General features: G+C 66.4%; 25 protein-coding genes. 14 read left to right on the top strand and 11 right to left on the bottom strand.

Translation table 11 applies throughout. The features are described from left to right. Positions 1-47: 47 nt before the first annotated feature. On the top strand, positions 48-971 hold the full coding sequence (locus ACIGJB_RS21925) for a LysR family transcriptional regulator (RefSeq protein ID WP_483734385.1): 924 nt from the start codon (positions 48-50) through the stop codon (positions 969-971). 19 nt (positions 972-990) lie between these two features. On the opposite strand, the gene ACIGJB_RS21920 is transcribed toward ACIGJB_RS21925, so the two are convergent. Then, positions 991-1,425: a VOC family protein gene (locus tag ACIGJB_RS21920; protein ID WP_483734384.1), complete on the bottom strand. Its 435-nt coding sequence runs from the start codon at positions 1,423-1,425 to the stop codon at positions 991-993. Positions 1,426-1,572: 147 nt separating this feature from the next. Here ACIGJB_RS21920 and ACIGJB_RS21915 point away from each other — a divergent pair, with 147 nt between their 5' ends. Beyond that, positions 1,573-2,448 (top strand): LysR family transcriptional regulator, encoded by an 876-nt coding sequence (locus tag ACIGJB_RS21915; RefSeq protein ID WP_483734383.1) that lies wholly within the window; start codon positions 1,573-1,575, stop codon positions 2,446-2,448. A 102-nt stretch (positions 2,449-2,550) separates the two neighbouring features. After that, the gene (gene msrA / locus ACIGJB_RS21910; RefSeq protein ID WP_483734382.1) at positions 2,551-3,057 is read left to right on the top strand and encodes a peptide-methionine (S)-S-oxide reductase MsrA; all 507 of its coding nucleotides are present in this window, start codon (positions 2,551-2,553) and stop codon (positions 3,055-3,057) included. A gap of 49 nt (positions 3,058-3,106) precedes the next feature. Here msrA and ACIGJB_RS21905 read toward each other — a convergent pair whose 3' ends face one another. Both ACIGJB_RS21905 and ACIGJB_RS21900 read right to left on the bottom strand, forming a co-directional pair. Then, positions 3,107-4,333, bottom strand: a complete 1,227-nt coding sequence (locus ACIGJB_RS21905) for an NRAMP family divalent metal transporter (RefSeq protein ID WP_483734755.1) — start codon at positions 4,331-4,333, stop codon at positions 3,107-3,109. Between the two features lie 79 nt (positions 4,334-4,412). Further along, positions 4,413-6,086 carry a RecQ family ATP-dependent DNA helicase gene (locus ACIGJB_RS21900; RefSeq protein WP_483734381.1) on the bottom strand — a complete coding sequence of 558 codons (1,674 nt, stop codon included), beginning with the start codon at positions 6,084-6,086 and terminating at the stop codon, positions 4,413-4,415. A gap of 331 nt (positions 6,087-6,417) precedes the next feature. Between ACIGJB_RS21900 and ACIGJB_RS21895 the strand changes: the two genes are divergently transcribed. Beyond that, complete coding sequence (locus ACIGJB_RS21895; protein ID WP_483734380.1) at positions 6,418-6,696, top strand: hypothetical protein; 279 nt, start codon at positions 6,418-6,420, stop codon at positions 6,694-6,696. A 30-nt stretch (positions 6,697-6,726) separates the two neighbouring features. Here the strand turns inward: ACIGJB_RS21895 and ACIGJB_RS21890 are convergent, their stop codons facing one another. From ACIGJB_RS21890 to ACIGJB_RS21875, 4 genes are all read right to left on the bottom strand, one after another. Continuing rightward, positions 6,727-8,349 carry an AAA family ATPase gene (locus tag ACIGJB_RS21890; RefSeq protein WP_483734379.1) on the bottom strand — a complete coding sequence of 541 codons (1,623 nt, stop codon included), beginning with the start codon at positions 8,347-8,349 and terminating at the stop codon, positions 6,727-6,729. A 47-nt stretch (positions 8,350-8,396) separates the two neighbouring features. Then, positions 8,397-9,074, bottom strand: a complete 678-nt coding sequence (locus tag ACIGJB_RS21885) for an alpha/beta hydrolase (RefSeq protein ID WP_483734378.1) — start codon at positions 9,072-9,074, stop codon at positions 8,397-8,399. Positions 9,075-9,167: 93 nt separating this feature from the next. Continuing rightward, the gene (locus ACIGJB_RS21880; RefSeq protein ID WP_483734377.1) at positions 9,168-9,479 is read right to left on the bottom strand and encodes a hypothetical protein; all 312 of its coding nucleotides are present in this window, start codon (positions 9,477-9,479) and stop codon (positions 9,168-9,170) included. A gap of 158 nt (positions 9,480-9,637) precedes the next feature. Next, on the bottom strand, positions 9,638-9,886 hold the full coding sequence (locus ACIGJB_RS21875) for a CDP-diacylglycerol pyrophosphatase (protein WP_483714314.1): 249 nt from the start codon (positions 9,884-9,886) through the stop codon (positions 9,638-9,640). Positions 9,887-10,049: 163 nt separating this feature from the next. Here ACIGJB_RS21875 and phnC point away from each other — a divergent pair, with 163 nt between their 5' ends. The 5 genes from phnC to ACIGJB_RS21850 all read left to right on the top strand — a co-directional run bounded on the left by phnC (position 10,050) and on the right by ACIGJB_RS21850 (position 13,876). Then, complete coding sequence (phnC, locus tag ACIGJB_RS21870; protein ID WP_483734376.1) at positions 10,050-10,901, top strand: phosphonate ABC transporter ATP-binding protein; 852 nt, start codon at positions 10,050-10,052, stop codon at positions 10,899-10,901. Between the two features lie 76 nt (positions 10,902-10,977). Beyond that, positions 10,978-11,958, top strand: a complete 981-nt coding sequence (phnD, locus tag ACIGJB_RS21865; protein ID WP_483734375.1) for a phosphonate ABC transporter substrate-binding protein — start codon at positions 10,978-10,980, stop codon at positions 11,956-11,958. An 80-nt stretch (positions 11,959-12,038) separates the two neighbouring features. Continuing rightward, positions 12,039-12,851: a phosphonate ABC transporter, permease protein PhnE gene (gene phnE, locus ACIGJB_RS21860; RefSeq protein ID WP_483734374.1), complete on the top strand. Its 813-nt coding sequence runs from the start codon at positions 12,039-12,041 to the stop codon at positions 12,849-12,851. Between the two features lie 36 nt (positions 12,852-12,887). Next, positions 12,888-13,424: a phosphonate degradation HD-domain oxygenase gene (locus ACIGJB_RS21855; RefSeq protein ID WP_483734373.1), complete on the top strand. Its 537-nt coding sequence runs from the start codon at positions 12,888-12,890 to the stop codon at positions 13,422-13,424. Continuing rightward, positions 13,421-13,876 carry an N-acetyltransferase family protein gene (locus ACIGJB_RS21850; RefSeq protein WP_483734372.1) on the top strand — a complete coding sequence of 152 codons (456 nt, stop codon included), beginning with the start codon at positions 13,421-13,423 and terminating at the stop codon, positions 13,874-13,876. The genes ACIGJB_RS21855 and ACIGJB_RS21850 overlap by 4 nt, the downstream gene beginning before the upstream one ends. Positions 13,877-13,894: 18 nt before the next feature. On the opposite strand, the gene phnN is transcribed toward ACIGJB_RS21850, so the two are convergent. From phnN to phnF, 4 genes are all read right to left on the bottom strand, one after another. Then, positions 13,895-14,449 (bottom strand): phosphonate metabolism protein/1,5-bisphosphokinase (PRPP-forming) PhnN, encoded by a 555-nt coding sequence (gene phnN / locus ACIGJB_RS21845; RefSeq protein ID WP_483734754.1) that lies wholly within the window; start codon positions 14,447-14,449, stop codon positions 13,895-13,897. An 8-nt stretch (positions 14,450-14,457) separates the two neighbouring features. Continuing rightward, the gene (locus tag ACIGJB_RS21840) at positions 14,458-15,177 is read right to left on the bottom strand and encodes a DUF1045 domain-containing protein (protein WP_483734753.1); all 720 of its coding nucleotides are present in this window, start codon (positions 15,175-15,177) and stop codon (positions 14,458-14,460) included. Further along, on the bottom strand, positions 15,174-16,391 hold the full coding sequence (locus tag ACIGJB_RS21835; protein ID WP_483734371.1) for an alpha-D-ribose 1-methylphosphonate 5-triphosphate diphosphatase: 1,218 nt from the start codon (positions 16,389-16,391) through the stop codon (positions 15,174-15,176). The genes ACIGJB_RS21840 and ACIGJB_RS21835 overlap by 4 nt, the downstream gene beginning before the upstream one ends. 111 nt (positions 16,392-16,502) lie before the next feature. Continuing rightward, on the bottom strand, positions 16,503-17,237 hold the full coding sequence (phnF, locus tag ACIGJB_RS21830; RefSeq protein WP_483734370.1) for a phosphonate metabolism transcriptional regulator PhnF: 735 nt from the start codon (positions 17,235-17,237) through the stop codon (positions 16,503-16,505). A gap of 235 nt (positions 17,238-17,472) precedes the next feature. Between phnF and phnG the strand changes: the two genes are divergently transcribed. The 5 genes from phnG to phnK are packed head-to-tail and all read left to right on the top strand — an operon-like array spanning position 17,473 to position 21,369. Further along, the gene (gene phnG, locus ACIGJB_RS21825) at positions 17,473-17,946 is read left to right on the top strand and encodes a phosphonate C-P lyase system protein PhnG (RefSeq protein WP_483734369.1); all 474 of its coding nucleotides are present in this window, start codon (positions 17,473-17,475) and stop codon (positions 17,944-17,946) included. A gap of 1 nt (position 17,947) precedes the next feature. Then, the gene (gene phnH / locus ACIGJB_RS21820) at positions 17,948-18,565 is read left to right on the top strand and encodes a phosphonate C-P lyase system protein PhnH (protein ID WP_483734368.1); all 618 of its coding nucleotides are present in this window, start codon (positions 17,948-17,950) and stop codon (positions 18,563-18,565) included. Between the two features lies 1 nt (position 18,566). Next, positions 18,567-19,703 (top strand): carbon-phosphorus lyase complex subunit, encoded by a 1,137-nt coding sequence (locus ACIGJB_RS21815; RefSeq protein WP_483734367.1) that lies wholly within the window; start codon positions 18,567-18,569, stop codon positions 19,701-19,703. Then, positions 19,700-20,596 carry an alpha-D-ribose 1-methylphosphonate 5-phosphate C-P-lyase PhnJ gene (locus ACIGJB_RS21810; protein ID WP_483734366.1) on the top strand — a complete coding sequence of 299 codons (897 nt, stop codon included), beginning with the start codon at positions 19,700-19,702 and terminating at the stop codon, positions 20,594-20,596. Before ACIGJB_RS21815 ends, ACIGJB_RS21810 begins: the two co-directional genes overlap by 4 nt. Next, entirely contained in the window at positions 20,593-21,369 is a 777-nt protein-coding gene (phnK, locus tag ACIGJB_RS21805; RefSeq protein ID WP_483734365.1) for a phosphonate C-P lyase system protein PhnK, read from the top strand. Before ACIGJB_RS21810 ends, phnK begins: the two co-directional genes overlap by 4 nt.

Here is a 21,369-nt window from a genome sequence, read left to right as displayed (position 1 = left end):
CAAATACTCTTGCGTAAAACGCAAACCTCAACCCTTGAACATCACCGATGCTCTCGCACCGCCTGCAGGACACCTCGCTGCGCTATTTCCTGGAAGTCGTCCGCACGGGTTCGCTGACCGACGCGGCGCACCGGCTCAACGTCACCGTGTCCGCGGTGAGCCGCCAGGTGGCGGCCATGGAAGCCTTGCTGGGCGTGCCGCTGTTCGAGCGCCGTCCGCGCGGCATGGTGGCCAGCGCCGCAGGCGAACTGCTGGCCGCCTATGCACTGCGCAATGCGCTGGAGGCCGATCGGGTGGTGACGGAGATCGCCGCGCTGCAGGGCTTGCGGCGGGGGCGCGTGCGGGTGGCCAGTTCGGCGGGATTCGCCATCGAGTTCCTGCCGCGCGCCATTGCCGACTTCCGCGAGCGCTATCCGGGCTTGCACTTCCATGTGCGCGTGGCCCCGCCGGCGGAGGTCACGGGCATCGTGCTGCATGGCGACGCAGATATCGGCATTACGTACAGCCGGGCCGCCGAGCAAGGGATACGGGTCGAACACCGCCAGGCGGCGCCGGTGATTGCCATCATGCGGCCCGATCATCCGCTGGCGCGGTTTCGAAGCCTCACGCTGGCGCAAATGCAGCCGTATCCGCTGGCGCTGCCGGAAGGCGACAACACCGTGCGCCAGCTCTTCGACATTGCCTGCGGCGAACGCGGCATCGCCTTCGAGCCGGTGCTGGTCAGCAACCAGTTCGAGACCCTGACCAGCTTCGTGCTGCACGGCGGCGGATTGTCGATCTCGGGCGGGGTCACGGTGGGCGACCGCCTGCGCCGCGGCGAACTGCACGCCGCGACGATCCGCGAACGCGGCATGAAAAGCCGCGCGATCGAACTGCAGTCCCTGGCCGGGCGGACCCTGCCCGATGGCGTGCGAACGTTCCTCGACTTCGTGCGTGACCGGCTGGTGGAGGAAGCCGCCCTCGCCGCCTGAGCGCGCCCCGCGCGCCGGCTTACTTCGCGAACAGCGAGGACATGTCGGCAAACGCCTTCAGCTCCAGCGCGTTGCCCGACGGGTCCAGGAAGAACATGGTGGCCTGCTCGCCGACCTCGCCCTTGAAGCGGATATGCGGTTCGATGACGAATTTCACGCCGGCCGCGGCAAGCCGGTGCGCCGCGGCTTGCCAGGCTTCCATCGACAGCACGACGCCGAAATGGCGCACGGGCACGGCGTGGCCGTCCACGGCACTGGTGCCATGGTGGCCGCATTCCTCGGGCGACAGGTGCGCCACGATCTGGTGGCCGTAGAAGTTGAAGTCGATCCACGCGTCCGAGCTGCGGCCTTCGGGGCAGCCGAGCAAGACGCCATAGAATTCGCGCGCGCTGGCAAGGTCGTGGACCGGGAAGGCCAGGTGGAACGGGGGCAGGACGGCGGTGGTGACGCTCATGGTTTCGGGGCTCTCGAGGATAAAAACGTTGGAAGGAGGCCGGCCCAGGCCGGGCCGGCGTCCACAGAACGCAAGTCTATGTATGACGAATGATGATGAAAAGCGATATATTTTCACGCTGAGCCACATCACAATTGATCAATCGGCATGCTGCGAGAACTACGCACCTTTATCGCCGTCGCCCGGCACGGCACCTTTGCCGGCGCTGGCGCACGGATCGGGCTGACCCAATCGGCGGTCAGCGCGCAGATCCACCGGCTGGAAGAGGAATTGGGTTTTCCGCTGTTCGACCGCACCGGGCGCTCGGCCCGCCTCAATGCCGCGGGCCGGGACACGCTCGGACTCGCCGAGGAACTGGTCGCGCTGTATGAGCGGATCGGCCACCAGGGACCCGATGCGCAAGGCGGCATGGTGCGCATCGGCGCCATTGCGTCGGCGCAGGTGACTTTCCTGCCCGATGCCATCGCCCGCTTTCGGGCCGAACTGCCGGGCTGCCGCGTGCGCATGGTGCCGGGCGTCTCGCTGAGCCTGCTGGGCCAGGTCGATGCCGGCGACATCGATATTGCCGTGCTGATCCGGCCGCCCTATGCGCTGCCGGCAGAACTGGACTGGCGCCCGCTGCTGCGCGAGCCGTTCGAGCTGCTGGTGCCGCCGGCCATGGCGCACTGCGACTGGCGCGACGCCATCCAGTCGGCGCCGTTCATCCGCTACGACCGCGGATCGTTCGGCGGCCGGCTGGTCGACCAGTTCCTGCGCCAGCAGCGCGTGGTGGTGCAGGAAGCGGTCGAACTCGACGAACTGGAAGGTATCGTGCAGCTCGTGGCGCGCGGCCTGGGCGTGGGGCTGTCCCCGCGCACGTTTGCCGCGGCGCCATGGCCGCCGGGCGTCGTGGCGCTGCCGCTCGGTGCGGACACGTTCTATCGCGAGGTCGGCCTGGTCGAGCGGGCGCCGCACAGCCGCCAGCCGGTCGCCAGCCGGCTCGCCGAGCGCATTGCCGAAGCGGCGCGGGCGCTCGCCGGATAGCGTTACTGCCCGGCTACCGCCAGAATAGAACCCTCTGCGCAAGCCCGACCGGGGAATGACCTGGCGCGTGCAGGCAAGGCAACCGAATCAAAGGACCCAACCATGACCACACAATCCGAAATCGCCATCCTGGCAGGCGGCTGCTTCTGGGGCATGCAAGATCTGCTGCGGCGGTATCCGGGCATACTCGCCACGCGCGTGGGCTACACCGGCGGCGACGTGCCGAACGCCACCTACCGTCACCACGGCACCCACGCGGAAGCCATCGAGATCGTCTTCGACGCCAAGCAGATCAGCTATCGCCAGATCCTGGAGTTCTTCTTCCAGATCCACGATCCGACCACGAAGAACCGCCAGGGCAACGACATCGGCACGAGCTACCGGTCCGCCATCTTCTATCGCGACGATGCGCAGAAGCAGGCGGCGGAAGACACGATTGCCGATGTCGATGCGTCCGGACTGTGGCCCGGCAAGGTCGTGACCGAGGTGGCGCCCGCAGGTCCGTTCTGGGAAGCCGAGCCGGAGCACCAGGACTATCTGGAACGCTATCCCAACGGCTACACCTGCCATTTCATCCGGCCGGGCTGGAAGCTTCCCAAACGCGCCTGACGGCACGGCAGTCCGGGCGGCGTGGCCTGCAGAGCCGCGCCGCTCCCGCTCAAAGGGCAACCACCACGCTCACCAGCAGTGAAGCCCACATCAGCGCAGTGGCGAGCCACGCGAGCGAATGCACCAGTACGGGCGTACGGAACTCTCCCACTACGGCCTGGCGTCGGGACATCAGCTGAAGCATCACCATGGCGGGCGCCGCGGCGACACCGTTCAGCACCGCACTCCACACCAGCATTTTCGCGGGCTCGATGGGCAACCAGCACAGCGTGGTGCCGATGAGCATCGTGATGGCGATCACCGCGTAGAAACTCCTGGCCGATAGCGGCTTCTCTTCCAGGCTGCGTCGCCAGCGCAGCGCCTCGGCGGCCGCATAGCCGACGGATCCGGCCAGGACGGGGACGGCGAGCAGCCCGGTTCCGATAATGCCCAGGCTGAACAGCAGCACTGCCCACTTTCCGGCTACCGGCTCCAGCGCCTTCGCCGCGGCTGCCGAACTGTCGATGTCCAGGACGCCGGCCTGATGCAAGGCATACGAAGCGGTGATCATGATGCAAAGGGCGATGGCCGCGGACACGACCATGCCCGTGACGGTGTCGACGTTGATGCGCCGGAATTGCTCACTGGCCTGCTCTGGCGCATCGTGAAGCGGCAACGCGGCACTGTCGATGCCTATCTCCTCCACTTCGGTGGCGGCCTGCCAGACGAACAGGTAGGGGCTGATGGTGGTGCCGAGCACGGCAACGACGATGGCCACATAGCTGCCGGAGAGTTCGAAGCGCGGCCATACCGCTGCCAGGGCGGCTTCGCGCCAGTCGATGTGGAGCAGGAACATCGCGGCGACATACACAAGCAGCGAGAGACTGAGCCAGCGGAGATAGCTCGCGTACTTCCGGTACGGGACGAATAGTTGCAGCCCCAGGGACACCGCTGCGAAGACCACCGTGTAGAGCCAGCGCGAGCCGCCCGCCACCAGCGCCAGGGCGTCGCCCATGGCCGCCAGGTCCGCGCCGACATTGAGCGTGTTGGCAACGACCAGCAAGACCACGAAGCCGTACGCGAGCGGTCGCGACTGATGGCGGCGAATATTGGCGACGACGCCCCGCCCGGAAATGCGGGCCAGCCTGGCGCAGACCAGCTGTATGGCGATCATCAGCGGGAGCGTCAACAGCACGCTCCAGAGCAAGCCATTGCCGAACTGCGCGCCGGCCTGGGCGTAGGTAACGATGCCGCTGGGATCATCATCAGCCGCGCCCGTCACCAGGCCCGGCCCCATGAGCTTGTACCAGGGCACGTTGCCGTCGGGTTTTGTTCCGGCCGCGGCCCCTGATTCGGCAACCACGCCTGCGTTGGGCTTATCCACGAGCGGCTCCCCGGTTAGCAACGCCCGCCGTGCCACGGCGCTGGCCCGCACGACGCAGATACCGCGGCAGGAAGCGGCGCACGCCGTCATCGGGAAAGCGCACTTCCACCCACTCCGCGGACACGGCGACCACCGTGCCTGCACCGAAGCGCCGCGCGCGCACCTCGTCGCCCTCGGCGAACGGGGCTGGCGTCGTGCTGGGCAACACCGCCTGATCGACGTTGCTCTGATGCGCCGTGGCCTCTGCGAGGCGCCGGCAACTATCGCAGGTGCCGCAGCGCTCCGGCCCTTCGGTTTCGTCGTAGTACTCCAGAAGCAGCTTCCAGCGGCAGCGCCCGCTATGCGCATAGTCAAGCATGGCCTGCAGCGTCTCGCGGTCTTCGCGGCTGCGCGCGTCGTAGCGCGCGACGATGTTCTCGATGTCCCCGGCCTGGCCGTCGCGCAAGGAGAAGCGGCCGTCGCGGCCACGCTTCACGATGCCGAAGTCCGCCAGCATTCTCATGCCCGCCTGCAATCGCCGTGCGCCAATCTGCGGCAGCGCCGTCCGCATTGCCGGCAGGGCCATGGGAGTGCCCCGCAAGGCCGTTGCCATTTGCCGCAGGTCGGAGGCCGCCGGATAGCGGTTGGCCAGGAAGAAATGGTGGATGCGCTTGTCCTTCTCGTCGAAAACCAGCGTACAGCGCGCGGTCCCGCCGTCGCGCCCGGCTCTCCCGGACTCCTGGTAATAGGCATCGAGGCTGCCCGGACACTGCGCATGGACGATGAAACGCACGTCGGGTTTGTCGATGCCCATGCCGAAGGCGTTGGTCGCGACCATCACGTCCGCGCGCCCCGCCATGAACGCCTGCTGTGCCTCGCGGCGCTGGGCGGCCGTGCGGCGGCCATGATAGAGCGCCACGTTTTTCCCTGCCTGCTGCAGGTCGCCGTAAAGTTGCTCCGCCAGCGCGACCGTGGCGGTGTAGACAATGCCCGCGCCGCGCCCGGCTGCCACCTGTCGCAGTACGGCCTCCAGCCGCTCGGACTCGCCCGACACATGCTCGACCGAATAGACCAGGTTGGCCCGGAACAGCGGCGCTCGCACGATGCAAGGCTTGCGCATGCGCAGGTGGGCGGCGATGTCCTTGACGACCGCGTCTGTCGCCGTGGCGGTAAGCGCCAGGATGGTCGGTCGCGACAATGCCATGGCGGCATCGCCCAGCCCAAGATAAGCCGTTCGAAAATCGTGTCCCCATTGCGAGATGCAATGCGCTTCATCCACCACGAACAAGCGGACGTCGTTGCGGCGCACGGCTTCCATGACCGCCTTGTCCTCGAGTTGCTCCGGCGTCGTCAGCAAGATGCGCTCGCCCCCTCGTGCGAGGCTGTCCAGCGCGGCATCCCCTACGGCACTGTTGACCACCGCGGGCGGCAGATCCAGCCGATCCAGCTTGCCTGCCTGGTCCTGCATCAATGCAATGAGCGGTGAAACGACCACGGTGAGTCCTTGCTGCAACAGCGCAGGCAACTGGAAACACAGAGACTTGCCGCTGCCGGTCGGCATGATGGCGATCGTGTCGTGGCCCCGCAGCACACTGGCAAGGACGTCGGCCTGCCCGGGACGCAGGTGCGTCACGCCAAAGCGGTCACGCAGGATCTGCATCAGGGCGCGCGGCAACGTCTGCGGCATGGGCGTCGGAAGAAAGTATCTCCCTGAGCCAGCAATATCCGTGCCGCTCGTGCATTGGCTTGCGGCCCTTGCCTGGGATTGGAGCGGACCATGGCGCGCCCGTTGAAAAGGCAGCCTTTTTGCGACGGCTCTGGCCCGAACTTACATTCCCGCGCGTGCCGACCCGTTCGCGCTGTCTGCAATGCCCGGATTACGAACATCCGGCGACCATTTCAATTTGCGCGGAATTTCACTAGCCTGATTTCCCTGGGAGGCTTGCGCGAATCACTTTTCCACAAGACGGAAACACGCGCACGCATCACCGCACAACGAAAAAACTGGAGAAGAGATCATGCGTTCAGTATTTCATCCAGCCAGTCCGGAAAAGGTCGCCGCGAAGGAACTGCAGCAGATGCGCCTCACCCTGTTCCAGTCGGAGCGCCGCCTGCTCAATGCGCAGATGCAGGCGGCTTACTACCGCGATATCGTCGCCTTTATGGAGGATGTCGCCTCAAGCGGACTGGAAAGCGTCGTCGACAGGCGGGCTGCGCCGCCGCAACCTGCCCCTGACCTTCCTGCCCCGCCCTTGCTCGAATCCGCCACGGTCCCCATCGCCCCTGTCGCGGCGTAACGAGCCTGGCCACGCCACTGCCCGGCCCCGCTACGCAATCGCGCGGAACTGCGCGCAGAGCCGGAACACGTCTTCGGTCAGCGCGATCTGCTTTGCCTTGACGTAGCGCGTCGCGAGTTTCATCAGTTCCTTGATGTCGCGTCCGCTCGCGTTCGGATAGGCAGCGGTCAGGGCCTCCACCAGTGCATCGCACAGCGACGCGCCGCACTGCTCGGCCTGCAGGCGCCACAGGCGCGCCGCATCGTCCCGGCCCGGGCTCTCGTAGTGGATCGTGGCGATGCAGCGCGACAGGATCGCGTCGTCGACATCGCCGGTGCGGTTCGTGGTCATGAACAGCAGGCCGCTGAAATACTCCAGCGTGCGCAGGAATTCCGCGACGATGGCGTTGTGCTCCAGGTCGTTGTCGCGGCGGCGGATATAGACGTCGGCCTCGTCGAGCAGCAGCACCGCATTCCAGCGCATGGCACGGCGCAGGATTTCCATGAGCGATGCGCCCACCGAGGCCGCGGTCGTGCCGAGCTGCCCCGAATGCACGCGATACAGCGGCTTGCCGACGACTTCCGCATACACCTCGGCAGTCAGTGTCTTGCCGAGTCCGGGCGCTCCCTGGCACAGGATGGTCGTGCCGCCCGACTTGCCGGGCACGAAGTCCTGCACCAGCACGTCCATGTGCGAGGTCAGGATATCGATCAGGTCGCGATGGTGATCCGGCAGTACCAGCTTGTCGCGCAGTTCGGGCCGGTACCGGTATTCGGCCAGGTGCTGGACATGGACCAAGACGTTCTGGTGCCACTCCAGGTGGAACAGGTGGACGTAGCCGTGCAGCGGCACTTTCTCGAAGCCGCTGGGAACGCCAGCCCTGCGCCAGAACTCGGCATCGCAGGCCACTTCGAAACGGCGTTCGAGCCGTTCCTCGTCATTGATGCAGCGTGCGGCCACGCCATCGCCAAGGCGCGCCAGCGCGACGTTGCCCTTGCCCTCGACGGTGAAGGCGGCTCCCGTCGCGATGAACTGCGCGCCAAAGCGGCGCTGGTAGCGCATGAAGCGCTGCGCGTGCAATTCGTACTCCTGCCGGAACTCCGCGCACTCCTTGAAGAAGCCGAAGTCCGCGAGCAATTCGGGAATGGTGCGGTCGACGATCTCGTCGCGCGTGATGACGATCGAAGTCGTCATGCCTCCTCTGCGGCGGGTCGGATCGGTGAGGGTCGAGTTGGCCGACAGCATGGTGTTTGCCAGCATGTCGATGGCGACATACGGCATGCCCTGCTCCGGCTCCACATGGCGGATGCGCAGGACCAGCCACGGCAGCAGCACGCCATCGCGGCCGCGCTGGTACAGCCACCCATCGATGGCATCGCGCGACAGATAGGCAACCAGCCCGGCCACCAGCATCTCCAGGCCCGGTATGGTGCGCGCCTGCGGTGCGTTGTAGATGTTGTCGAGCGCCAGCATCTGGAACAGCAGCTCGCGCTCGTTCTGCGCCTTGCTCAATGTATAGAGCGAACTCAGCGACTGTGCATCGAACAGGCGCGCCGACACCAGCATGTTGCCGTGGCAGAGCCCGTGTTCCCTGAGCTGCCGCGCCAGTGGCGATTCGGCCTCGATCATGGCGAGCAGCGGATGGATCAGGGACTGCGGGATTTCGAAGTTCATGGGTTGCGCTCCGTTAGCGTCGTACCCCCGGGCCACGCAACGGTGCGCTATGCCAGGAAGAAGCGGACGGCCTCGCCGACCACGGCCGGCTGGATGGCATGCGGGCCGTCAAACTCGACATACTCGACATCGTAGCCGGCCGCCTGCAGCTTGGCGGCATGGGTCCGCCCGCCGGTCTGCACGGGCAATTGCTCGTCGCTCGATCCATGCGCGATGAAGATCCTGGGCGCGCCCTCCTGCATGAACACGGACATGAAGCCGCCCGAAAAGGCGATCACGTGGCTGGCGATATCGCCATTGGTAATGCCGATCGAGAGCGCGTAGCTCGCCCCATCCGAAAAACCGGCAAACGCGAGCCGGTCGCGCCGGATCGGGTAACGCGCCCCGACCGCCGCCAGTGCGCGATGCAGTTGCTGCAGGTCGGGACCGTTGCCGCCAATCACGATGTCCCACGTGGGAAAGGTCGAATGCGGCGCGAGGATCAGGAACTTGTGCGCATCCGCATGGGGTTCGATAAACGGCAGCACCTTCTCCGGAAACCCGCCCGCACCGTGGAACATGATCCACAGTGGCACCGGCGCATCCACCGGGATGCCTTCGGGCACGTACAGCACCGCGTCGCGTTCGCCGGCGACGCCAAGGCGATGGCGGCCCGGGGGCAATGGCAGGTCCGACGGACTGGCGTGCGTAAAGGCCATCCGGCCGAGCAGGGAAGGATCGAACATGGCGAAAACCGAGCAAGGATCACATTGTGATATGTAATATATCACCATGTTGTGCGCAAGGCGACCTTTGGGGGCCGTTGCCCGGTGACGCCATCAATGCGTGAGATCGTGCTGATAAACGACGCGCTGGCCGTCGGCGTTGGCCGCTGCCACCGCTTCGATGGCCGCGCTTTCGGGCAAGGGCCCGGTCAGGCTCAGTTCGATCTGATCGTCAAGCATCGGGCGTGCCATCAGGAGTCGTTCGTGGTGCCGGCAATACAGCGCGAAGCTGACGCCACGGCCCATCGCATGCCTGGCCCCGGCACAGAAGCGGCCGACGCAGATCGGGCAGTTCCAGTGCCAGGCACCCGGGGCGGACTCCGGCGCATGGGCGTAGCACTGGATGAATTGTGAGGGTGTCGCCATGAAATCCCCGGGCTTCTCGGGATGAGACCTTCACCAGCGTAGGACAAAGGCGCCGGGATTGCGGCCCTTTTTCGGCAGCATTTGACCGGACACCATCGCGATGTCCGGCAGCCTGCATTGCACCATGAGCGGCGCCAGCAGGACTGCTGCGCTAACGGCTAGTAGCGCCCGTATCGGCCGCCATAAAACGAGCCACTGCGCGGATTGGAGATGATGAATGCGCGGCTTCGCGCCCACGTTTGAGCAGCGAGGAAGACTTCAGGTTCGCGCTGGCTCCAGTCGCTCACCATCAGCGGGTCCGCGCCGTCTTCCGACGTCGGATAAACAGCCGCCCTGTGCAGGGCCGCCTGTCCGGGAGTGCCCGGCACCGTAATCATACGAATCGTCACGCGCATCAGCGATTGCATCAAAGCCCGATTGAGGAGGATTCTGTAAAGCGATTATGACTGTTGCGTGACGAAATTCAACTACACGTTTTCTCGCCCTTTCCTTGCGGCAGCCCTGTCATTCGTCATCGTTCTGTCATGGCTGGCAGCCAGAATGCGCACGTCATTCAAGCAAGGGAGTCAGATGATGCATGCCATCGAAGTGCGCGGCCTGACCAAGTCGTTCCGCGCCGACCGCAAGGCGCTAGACGATGTCACGCTGCACATCGCGCCCGGCGAAATGGTCGCACTGCTGGGCGCTTCGGGCTCCGGCAAGTCTACGCTGCTGCGACACATCGCCGGCTTTGTTACCAGCGATGCGCGCTGCGGCGAGATCCTCGTGAACGGCCGCACCGTCCAGAGCCACGGACGTCTCGCGCGCAACGTACGCAGCGTTCGCTCGGAAATCGGTTTTGTGTTTCAGCAGTTCAACCTGGTCGGGCGCTTGCCGGTCATGACCAATGTGCTGGTCGGCATGCTCTCGCGCCTGCCGAAGTGGCGCAGCCTGTTGCGCATGTTCAAGGCCGACGAGATCCAGGCGGGCCTCGATGCGCTTGCCCAGGTTGGTATAGACGACTATGCGTTCCAACGGGCCTCGACGCTGTCGGGTGGCCAGCAGCAGCGCGCCGCCATCGCGCGCACGCTGGTGCAGAACGCCCGCGTGATCCTGGCCGACGAGCCGATCGCCTCGCTGGACCCGGAATCGTCGCGCCGCGTGATGTCGTTGCTGTCGCAGATCAACCGCACGCGCGAGGTGGCCGTGGTGGTATCGCTGCACCAGGTCGACGTGGCCATGCGCTACTGCCCGCGCGTGGTCGCGCTGCGCCATGGCAAGGTCGTCTACGACGGCCCGTCCGCCGCGCTCACGCCTGACATGCTGCGCGAGCTGTACGGTACCGAGGCGGAAGAGCTGCTGCACGACACCCTGGACCGCGAGCCGGAAAGCGTGCCCGTTGCCGCGCCCGTGCTGGCACCCATGAATCTCGCGACGGCCTGAAAGCGGTCGCGCGTCGCTCTTTTTTTCAGACGTACCCTAGACGTTCTCCACATCGAATTCCAAACGGAGTCATCCCATGCTTCGCAGAACTTTTCTCGCCGTGGTGGCATCGGGCGTGGTCGCCATGCCCGCTTTTGCGCAGGACGCCAAGACGCTGAACATTGGCTTTATCTCGACGGAGTCGTCGTCGAACCTGAAGTCGGCCTGGCAGCCGCTGATCGATGACCTCAGCAAGTCGCTGGGCGTCACCATCAAGCCTTTCTTTGCCTCGGACTACGCCGGCATCATCGAAGGCATGCGCTTCAACAAGGTGCAGATCGCATGGTTCGGCAACAAGTCGGCCATGGAAGCCGTGGACCGCGCCAACGGCGAAGTCTTCGCCTCGGTGATCGACAAGGACGGCAACCCGGGTTACTGGTCGCTGCTGATCGTCAACAAGGACAGCGACCTCAAGAGCGTGGAAGACGTCATCAAGCGCGGCAAGGAACTGAGCTACGGTGCCGGCGACCCGAACTCCACGTCGGGCACGGCTGTGCCGGGTTACTACCTGTGGGCCGCCAACAAGGTCGAGCCGAAATCCCTGTTCAAGGCTGTGCGCGCCAGCAACCACGAAACCAACCTGCTGTCCGTGCTGAACAAGCAGGTCGACGTGGCCGTCAACAACTCTGAGAACTTCGAGCGCTACCGCATCAACACGGGCAAGAACCCGTATGACCAGGTGCGCGTGTTGTGGAAGTCCCCGCTGATCCCGGCGGACCCGCTGGTCTACCGCAGGGACCTGCCGGCCGACCTGAAGAAAAAGATCCAGACCTTCTTCGTCAACTACGGCAAGGGCGCCGACGCCGCACGCGAAAAGCAGGTGCTGGCCACGCTGACCTACCAGGGCTTCCGTGCGTCCAGCGACGCGCAGCTCGTGCCGATCCGCCAGATCGAACTGGCCAGGGAAAAGGCGCGCATCGAGACCGATACCACGCTGGCGGCCGCCGACAAGCAGAAGCAGCTTGCCGACGTATCGCGCCGCCTGGCCGAACTCGACAAGGCCGTCAGCACGCAGTAACCACCCTGGCGGCTGGCGCGCGCACGTTGCGCCAGCCGCCGCATTTTGTCTCGTCTTCTTGCCACATTGGATTGTCCCCCATGACCGCCACCACCCAGCGCGCCCAGCCGCCCTCCCCGAACAGCCAGGCCCGGCCGCCGCGCACGCCGCTTTCCGTGATGCTGATCTGGGCGATCGTGCTGGCCATGCTGGTCCTGTCCTGGAACGGCGCCGACATGCGTCCGCTGGATCTGCTGCGCGATTCCGGCAACATGGCGAAGTTTGCCGCCGACTTTTTCCCGCCTGATTTCCGCGACTGGCGCCACTACCTGGACGAAATGCTCGTGACCGTGCAGATCGCGGTATGGGGCACCGCCATCGCTGTCTTCATGGCCGTGCCGCTGGGTCTGCTGTGCTCGGCCAATATCGTGCCGGCATGGGTCTACCAGCCCGCCCGCCGCGTCATGGACGCGTGCCGCGCCATCAACGAGATGGTCTTCGCCATGCTGTTCATCGTGGCCGTTGGCCTGGGTCCTTTCGCCGGCGTGCTGGCGCTTTGGGTCCACACCACCGGCGTACTGGCCAAGCTTTTCGCCGAGGCCGTGGAGGCCATTGATCCGCGCCCCGTCGAAGGCGTGCGCGCCACCGGTGCCGGTCCGCTGGAAGAGATCGTCTACGGCGTGATTCCGCAGGTGCTGCCGCTGTGGCTGTCGTTCGCGCTGTACCGCTTCGAGTCGAATGTGCGCTCGGCTTCGGTTGTAGGCATTGTCGGCGCCGGCGGCATTGGCACCGTGCTGTGGGAAATTATCCGCAGCTTCCAGTACGGGCAGACGTGCGCCGTGATGATCATTATCATTGTGTTCGTGACCGCGATCGACGTGGTCTCGGCGCAGATCCGCAAGGTGCTGGTCTGACCTCTCGAACCCAAGTCCCTCTTCTTGCAGAATCCGATGCTGACCCTGCCCCGCATTGAATCCCTGTTTGCCCGCCACGGCACCGCCTACTACGGCGGCGAGGCCATCAGCCAGACCGCCCACGCGCTGCAATGCGCGCAACTGGCCGAACAGGCCGGCGAACCGGAACCGCTGATCGTCGCCGCGCTGCTGCACGACGTCGGCCACCTCATGCTGGCCGAAAGCAGCACCACCGACATGCGGCACCAGGAAGCGGCCGCCGACGCGCTGGCCGGACTCTTTGACGCGGCCGTCACCGAGCCGATCCGCTTGCACGTCGCCGCCAAGCGCTACCTGTGCACGGTGGATGCGAACTACTTCGGCACCCTGTCGCCGGCGTCGGTCCACAGCCTGGCCCTGCAGGGCGGCCCGTACGACGCGACCCAGGCCGCCACGTTCGCCGCGGGCCCGCATGCCGACACAGCGGTGCGGCTGCGCCGCTACGACGACCTGGCCAAGGTGGTGGACTTGCCCACGCCTTCGCTCGCCCACTACCTCGACATGGCCGCACGCTGCACGCGCGCCGCGGCATGAGCGATCCGGCGATGACGCTGCGCGAGGTGCAGGGCAGCGACGAAGAGCTTCAGCAGCTTGCCGCCCTGCTCGCGACCATGGACAACGAGCCGGAACTGCCGCTCGCCACCCTGCGCGAGCGCTTCGCGGCGATGCGGGCGTTCCCGTCCTATCGCTGCTACCTCATGGTCGATGCGAATGGCGTGCCGCTGGGCACCTTCAGCCTTCTGCTGTTTCCGGTCATGGTCCACGACGGACGTCCGGAAGCCATCGTCGAAGGCGTGGTGGTCGCCCCCGCCATGCGCGGCACGGGCATTGGCAAGGCCATGATGCTGGAAGCCATGCGGCTGGCACGTGAGGCCGGGGCGTGCAAGCTGGCCCTGTCCTCAAGCGCGCGCCGACTGCGCGCCCATGCGTTCTATCGGAGGCTCGGGTTTACCGAGCACGGCATCAGCTTCAGTACGGCGCTATAGGCGCTGGCGGCTACGCAGTCAGACGCCGACCAGGCGCGCGAAGGCTTCCGTCGAGTCGGCCAGTGCGCCGCTATTGTCGATCTCCACCAGCCGGCATTGCGCCGGCACGGCAAAGTCTTCCGTCGCGCGTGCCAGGCGCCGCGCGATCGCCTCTTCCGATTCCCGGCCGCGCTGGCGCAGGCGTGCCGCCAGCACTTCCGGCTTGACGCGGACATGGACGGCGCATAGCGCCGGATAGCGCGCCACCGCATGCGGCAGGTACTCGCGCGAGCCGTTGACGATGACCTTCAGGCCGCGCGCCAGCCACGGCTCGATCTCCACGCCGATGCCATAGTGCAGGCCATGGCTGCGCCAGTGCAACGCCAGGCAGCCCAGGCCGGCCCGGCGCTCGAACTCGCCAGTGGTAAGGGAGACGGAGGCCTCGTTGGCGTCCGCATCACGGGTAATGTAGCGATGGGCCACGACCACCCGGTCATCCGGCCCCAGCCGCGAATGCAGCGCGCGCAGCAGCGAATCCTTGCCGCTGCCTGAAGGTCCCATCACGTAGAACAGGCCGTTGCCATCGATGCGCATGGGTTGGCTCACGGTTCGAGATAGGGGGTGCCAACGCCGTCCACCACGCCGCCGTCGAAGCGGTAGTGCCTGCCGACGACGAAGTCTTCGCCGGCTTCCGGCTGCACGAAGACGCTCACACCGTCCACGTGCAACGGCGCTTGCAGCAGCGTGCGGCAATCGGCGGACAGCCTGGCAAGCGCGGCGCCGGCCTCCTCTGGCGTCAGCATGCCGGTCAGCGTGATATGGAATTTGAAGGTGTCGAAGACATAGGGGTAGCCCCATATCTCCAGCATCTGGCGCTGCGCGGGCGTGAGTTGATCGGGCTTGCGGCGGGCCAGTTCCTCGGCAGTGGCCGGTGCGCGGAACGGCTCGAAGGCCTGTACGCAGGCATCGGCCAATGCGTGTGTCGCACGGGCGCCGGCGGTGTTCTCGTCCAGGCACCAGGCCAGGAACCCGCGCAGCGAGTGCAAGACCAGCGGCGCATCGAACGCGGCGTGTTCGCGGGCAAAGGCGCGGGCCGCGGCGTCCAGCATCGGCGCCGACGTGCCCGCGGCCAGCCTGAACGGCGGCTTCAGGGTGGCGTGCAGGCCGTAGTGCGCTGGCGCGTCGATCCATGCCTGCGGCCGGTCCGGGTTAGGCAGCGCGGTGCCGGTGTCGGCGTCGCGGCCGAGCCACTGGCTGCCGAAGGCGCGGTACGGATCGCCGGGGGCGAGGTAGATGGCGTAGCGATGCGCTTGCATGATCAGGCCGCCTTGCTGTCGTTGCCGGCGAACCGGGCATCGGAGATGTCGATGACGGGCAGCGACATGGCGGCGTGCCTGACCTCGCCGCCAACGATCGTTGCGACGACGCGCGGCAGGCCAGGCTGGCGGTCATCAACCACGATCGCGTCGGCGCGCAGGCCCGGGGCCAGCGTGCCGCGATCGCGCAGGCCCGCGGCACGCGCCGGATTGCGCGAGACCAGATTCCAGGCGGCCGGAAGATCCGCCACCCCGAGTTGCACCAGCCGGAACGCGGCCTGCAGGGGCGCCGGATAGTAGTAGTCGGATGCGAGCACCGTGCACAGGCCGGCCGATACCATTTCCGTGGCATTGGGCGCGCCGGTGTGGCTGGTGCCACGCACCACATTGGGTGCGCCGAACACGACATCGTCGCCTAGCTGGCGCGCCAGTCGCGCGGTCTCGACCGTCATCGGGAACTCCGCAATGCGGCAACCCTGCCGGTGGTAGTGCTGCCGTGTGGCGAGGTCCGGGTCGTCATGCGACGCCACGGGCAGCCCAGCGCTGCAGGCTGCCGCAACCAGCCGGGACATCGCTGCCGGCACGTCCTGTGCGTGGCGGCTGGCCGTGCGCAGACGATTGCGGAACGTCTCCATGTCGCACTCCGCGCGCTCCGCGTACTGCAGGACCTTGCGCTCGTCGCCGATGCGGCGGGCCATGGTCGGCAGGTGGTCGTTGATCGCCAGCAGCCCGACGCGCCCCGCTTCCATCCAGGCCAGCGCGGTTTCCACGCCATCGAGGTGACAGGCCTCGAAACGCAGGTGCACCTTGTGCGAGGCACCCAGCACCGGCCCGAGCTGCGCCAGCGCTTCGAACATCCGCAGCGCGTAGGCCTCGCCGCGCAGGCCGCCTTCCCACGACAGCGTCACGCCGTGGAACTCCGTCGTGATGCCGTGCGCGAGCAACTGGCGATCCACGTCGAGCAGCGCGCCCGCATAGGGAAAGCTCACGCCGGGGCGCGGCATCACGGCACGCTCGAAGGCATCGCCATGGATATCGACGATGCCGGGCAGCACGAGCAAGTCGCCTGCATCGAGGCAAGTCCCCGCCTGCGGCACCTGTTGCGCCACGCCGCCGTCGTGGAACCCCAGCGTGGCCGGGACGATGCCGCCCGTGCCGAGCACGCGGCGGCTGGTTATCCCCGCAAGCGGGGGCGTAGTGGATGGGCTAGTGATAGGCATGGTCGATACGTTAGCGCCGGCAGGTGACAGCCAGATGTCTAGACCAATGCTTCAGATCGAGATCGTTCCAGGCCGTCATGAAGGTGCTCCCGATGCGCGTGGCTCGATGGGCTATTCGTTGTCGGAAACGGTGAGCTGCACCCAGTCACCGGCAAAACGGGTCATGCTGTACTGCAATGGCGCGCCGTCGATATCGACATTCAGCGCTTCCACCTGCAGGATGGGACGTGTCTTGGGCTGGTTGAGCAGCCGCGCAACGGGTGCGGTGGGCATCGATGCGGTGATGCGCGACCATTTGCGCGTGTAGTCGGCAATGCCGAAATGCGCCAGCCCGCGCGAGATCGACAGCTTTTCGCGCACTTGCTCGGCCAGGCCGGGAAAGCGCTTGTTGTCGAAGTAATGGTCGGCGACGTCGATGGTGCGGTCTTCCGCCTTGCCGATCATCTGTACGTGCAGGATATCCGCCGTGCGCGGCAGGCCAAGCTGCTTTGCCATGTCGGGCGCACGCATGACGCGGCTGTCCAGGATCTCGATATGGCCGCGCATGCCCTGCGCCGCAAGGTTCTGTGAAAAGCGCGTGCGGCGCCCGATCGCATAATCGATCGCGTGTTCCTGCACGAAGGTGCCGCGGCCCTGCTCGATCCGCACCAGCCCGTTCAGTTCCAGCTCGCCCATGGCGCGGCGGATGGTGTGGCGGTTGACCGCGAAGCGGCTGGCCAGCTCCGGCTCCGGCGGCAGTTGTTCACCGGGGCCATAGAGCTTGTTGCGGATGTCTTCGGCCAGTGCCTCGCCAATCTGGCGCCATACCGCAACGCCGGAACCCCGTTCGACTTCTCGATCAGACATTGTCTTGCCTTGCCCTTTGTCATCAAGCATTCACCGGAGCGGATTCCACTAGAGGCATGCAAAAGACTTCCCTGCCTTTGTCCGTTCCATCCCCGCAATTGTGCCTCAGCCCCGGCGCGCAACGTTCGAGTCCGAGCATTGGGCGGGTCCGTCACAAAAGCTTCATACCCGTGTGTTCTAGTGTCGCCGTGTTGAGACTGCTAACATCTAAACGTATAGACGTATAGGGGTGACAATGGAAGACGATACCACGGCAGATGCCAACGCAGCCCGCGCTGCGTGGCTGCGCATCCTGGCGCTGGCGCCGCCGGATGCGCTCGATGCGGCCTACGTGCAGCTTTCCCGGCAGGACGCCCTGCCCGCCTATCGGCTGCTGCGCAAGCCGGAAGCCGGCATGGCCATGGTGCGCGCCCGTGCCGGCGGTACCGGTGCGCAGTTCAACCTGGGCGAAATCTCGGTGACGCGCTGCGCCGTCGTGCTCGACGGCGGCACGGCGGGCGTTGCCTACGTGCAAGGGCGCGGCACGCGCCATGCCGAGCAGGCAGCCGTGCTGGACGCCCTGCTCCAGCGCGCCGACTGGCACCGCCGAGTGCACGACGTGGTGCTCGCGCCGCTCGCCCGGGCTCACGCCGAGCGCGCGGCCAGCCGCGCGGGCGTTGCCGCACAGACGCGCGTGGAGTTTTTCACCATGGTTCGCGGAGAAGACTGACATGCAAACGCTTCAAACAACCTCCGCCGCCGCGAGCGGAGCATTGCTGCCCGGCTTCGGCAACCCGGTCGAAGACGCCCAGCAGGTATTCCGCCATACGCTGGATGCCATGGCACGGCCTGGCACCGTGCAGCCGCTGCCGGTGACCAGCGGCGTGCCGGAAGGCCTCTCGCCGGCCCAGGCCGCGCTGCTTCTGTCCTTGGCGGACGCCGACACACCGGTCTGGCTGCCAGCGGGCGTGCCCGCCGCGGTGCGCGCCTTCCTGCGTTTCCACTGCGGCTGCCCGCTGGTGGACGACGTGGGCGCCGCCACCTTTGTTTGCGTTCCCGCCGGCCACGCCCGGCCGCCGCTGTCCGCTTGCGCGCAGGGCGAACCCGCCTATCCGGACCGGTCCGCCACGCTCATCGTGGAAGTCGCGTCGCTTGACGTCGGTGAGGCGCTGTCGCTGCGCGGCCCTGGCATCGAGACTACTCGAGCGCTTCGCGTGGCGGGCCTGCCCGAAGACTTCCGCGCGCAATGGGGCGCCAACCATGCTGCATTCCCGCTGGGCGTCGACCTGCTGCTAACCAGCGGCGACCAATTCTGCGCGCTGGCCCGCACCACGCAACTGGAGGACTGACATGTACGTAGCCGTCAAAGGGGGCGAACGTGCCATCCTCAATTCCTACCAAATGCTCGATGCCTACCGCCGTGGCGACACCGCGGTGCCCGAGCTGACGCTGGCGCAGATCCGTGAGCAGATGCCGTTGGCGGTCTCGCGCGTGATGGCCGAGGGTTCGCTATACGATCCGCACCTGGCGGCGCTGGCGCTCAAGCAAGCCGCTGGGGACCAGATCGAAGCGATCTTCCTGCTGCGCGCCTACCGCACCACGCTGCCGCGCTTCGGCTACACCCAGGCCGTCGAAACGGGCAAGATGCGCCTGGAGCGCCGGATCTCGTCGACCTTCAAGGACGTTCCGGGCGGACAGGTACTCGGCCCGACCTACGACTACACGCAGCGCCTGCTGGACTTCTCGCTCGAAGCCGAACGCGATCCGGCGCCGCTGCCACCGTCGCCCGAACCGCTGGCCTCCGACATGCCACGCGTGACCGCGCTGCTCGAAGCCGATGAACTGGTCGAGGCCGATGCCATCCCAGCCGGCGATCCGGCCCCGCTCGACCTGACCCGCGAGGCGCTGACGCTGCCGGCGGATCGCGCCGCCCGGCTGCAGAACCTGGCACGCGCGGATGAAGGCTTCCTGCTGTCGATGGGCTACTCCACGCAGCGCGGCTACGGTAATTCGCACCCGTTCGCGGCGGAGATCCGCTATGGCACGGCCGAAGTCGAGCTGTTCGTGGAAGAGCTTGGCTTTGCGGTGACGATCGGCGAAGTCGAGCTTACCGAATGCCAGATGGTCAGCCAGTTCACCGGCAACGCCAGCGAGGCACCGCGCTTCACGCGCGGCTACGGCCTGGTGTTCGGCTACGGCGAACGCAAGGCCATGTCGATGGCGCTGGCCGACCGCGCCATGCGCGCCGGCGAGCTTGGCGAAGCCGCCGACGCGCCAGCCAATGACGTGGAATTCATGCTCTACCACAGCGATAACGTCGAGGCCTCCGGCTTCGTGCAGCACCTGAAGCTGCCGCATTACGTGGACTTCCAGGCCAACCTGGAACTGCTGCGCCGGCTGCGCGCGGAACAGGAAGCGGCCCGGCCCGATGCGGTGCCTGCCGCAGCTACGTCCGATACCCAGCCCCAGGAGGAGACGCTGGCATGAGTCAGACCAACGCTACCGCCGCGCCGGCCACCGTGGACCGCGACGACCACTACAACTTCGGCTACCTCGACGAGTCGACCAAGCGCATGCTGCGCCGCGCGCTGCTTAAAGCCGTCGCCATCCCCGGCTACCAGGTGCCGTTCGGCAGCCGCGAAATGCCGCTGCCGTATGGCTGGGGCACGGGCGGCATCCAGGTCACGGCCGCCATCATCGGCACGCAGGACGTGCTCAAGGTGATCGACCAGGGCTCGGACGACACCACCAACGCCATCAATATCCGCCGCTTCTTCGGTCGCGTGACCGGCGTGAAGACCACCGAGCGCACGGCCGAGGCCAGCATCATCCAGACCCGCCACCGCATTCCCGAATCGCCGTTGCGCGCGGGCCAGGTGATGGTGTTCCAGGTGCCGATTCCGGAGCCGTTGCGCTGGCTGGAACCGAGCGAGCGCGAAACCCGCACCATGCATGCGCTGGCCGAGTATGGCTCGATGCATGTCAAGCTGTACGAGGACATCGCCCATCATGGGCATATTGCGACGACTTACGACTATCCCGTGATCGTCAACCAGCGCTACATGATGCGGCCATCGCCAATCCCGAAATTCGACAATCCGAAGCTCGACCGCAGCCCAGCGCTGATGCTGTTCGGCGCCGGGCGCGAAAAGCGCGTCTATGCGGTACCGCCGTACACCTCGGTCAAGAGCCTCGATTTCGTCGACCACCCGTTCACGGTCGAGACATGGAGCCACTGCTGCGCCCAGTGCGGCGCGACCGACAGCTTTCTCGACGAGATCATTACCGATGACGCCGGCACGCGCATGTTCGTGTGCTCGGACACCGAGTACTGCGGCGACCGCGTCGCCGCGCAGCAGGCTGCAGGAGCCGCACAATGAGCGCCAGGCCACTGCTTTCCGTCCGCGGCCTCACGCGCACCTGGGACGGCGTACATGGCTGCCACGACGTGAATTTCGATCTCTACCCCGGCGAAGTGCTGTGCGTGGTGGGCGAATCGGGCTCAGGCAAGAGCACGCTGCTGCAAGCCCTGTCGATGCAGGCTCCGCCGCAACGCGGCACCGTCAGCTACGACATGCGCGAAAGCGGCCTGACCGACCTGGCCACGCTTTCCAGCGCGCGCATGCGCCTGCTGGCGCGGACCGACTGGGGCTTCGTGCGCCAGCATGCTAGAGACGGGCTGCGCATGCAGGTCAGCGCCGGCGCCAATATCGCCGAACGGCTGATGGCCGTGGGCGAGCGCCACTATGGCGACCTGCGCGAGATCGCCGGCGCGTGGCTGGAGAAGATGGAAATCGACCTGGCCCGCCTGGACGACGTACCATCGACGTTCTCGGGCGGCATGCAGCAGCGCCTGCAGATCGCGCGCAACCTGGTCACGCATCCGCGGCTGGTGTTCATGGATGAGCCGACGGCGTCGCTCGATGTCTCGGTGCAGGCGCGCCTGCTGGACCTGCTGCGCCGCCTGGTGACCGATCTCGACCTGGCCGCCATCCTGGTCACGCACGACCTGGCCGTGGCCCGGCTGCTGGCGCATCGCACGCTGGTCATGCAAGGCGGCCGCGTGGTGGAGCAAGGCCTGACCGACCAGATCCTCGACGACCCGCAGCACCCGTACACGCAGTTGCTGGTTTCGTCCATCCTGCAAGGCTGA

Source organism: Cupriavidus sp. C2SS-8b (assembly GCF_057073745.1).
This window is presented reverse-complemented; position numbering and strand designations above follow the sequence as displayed.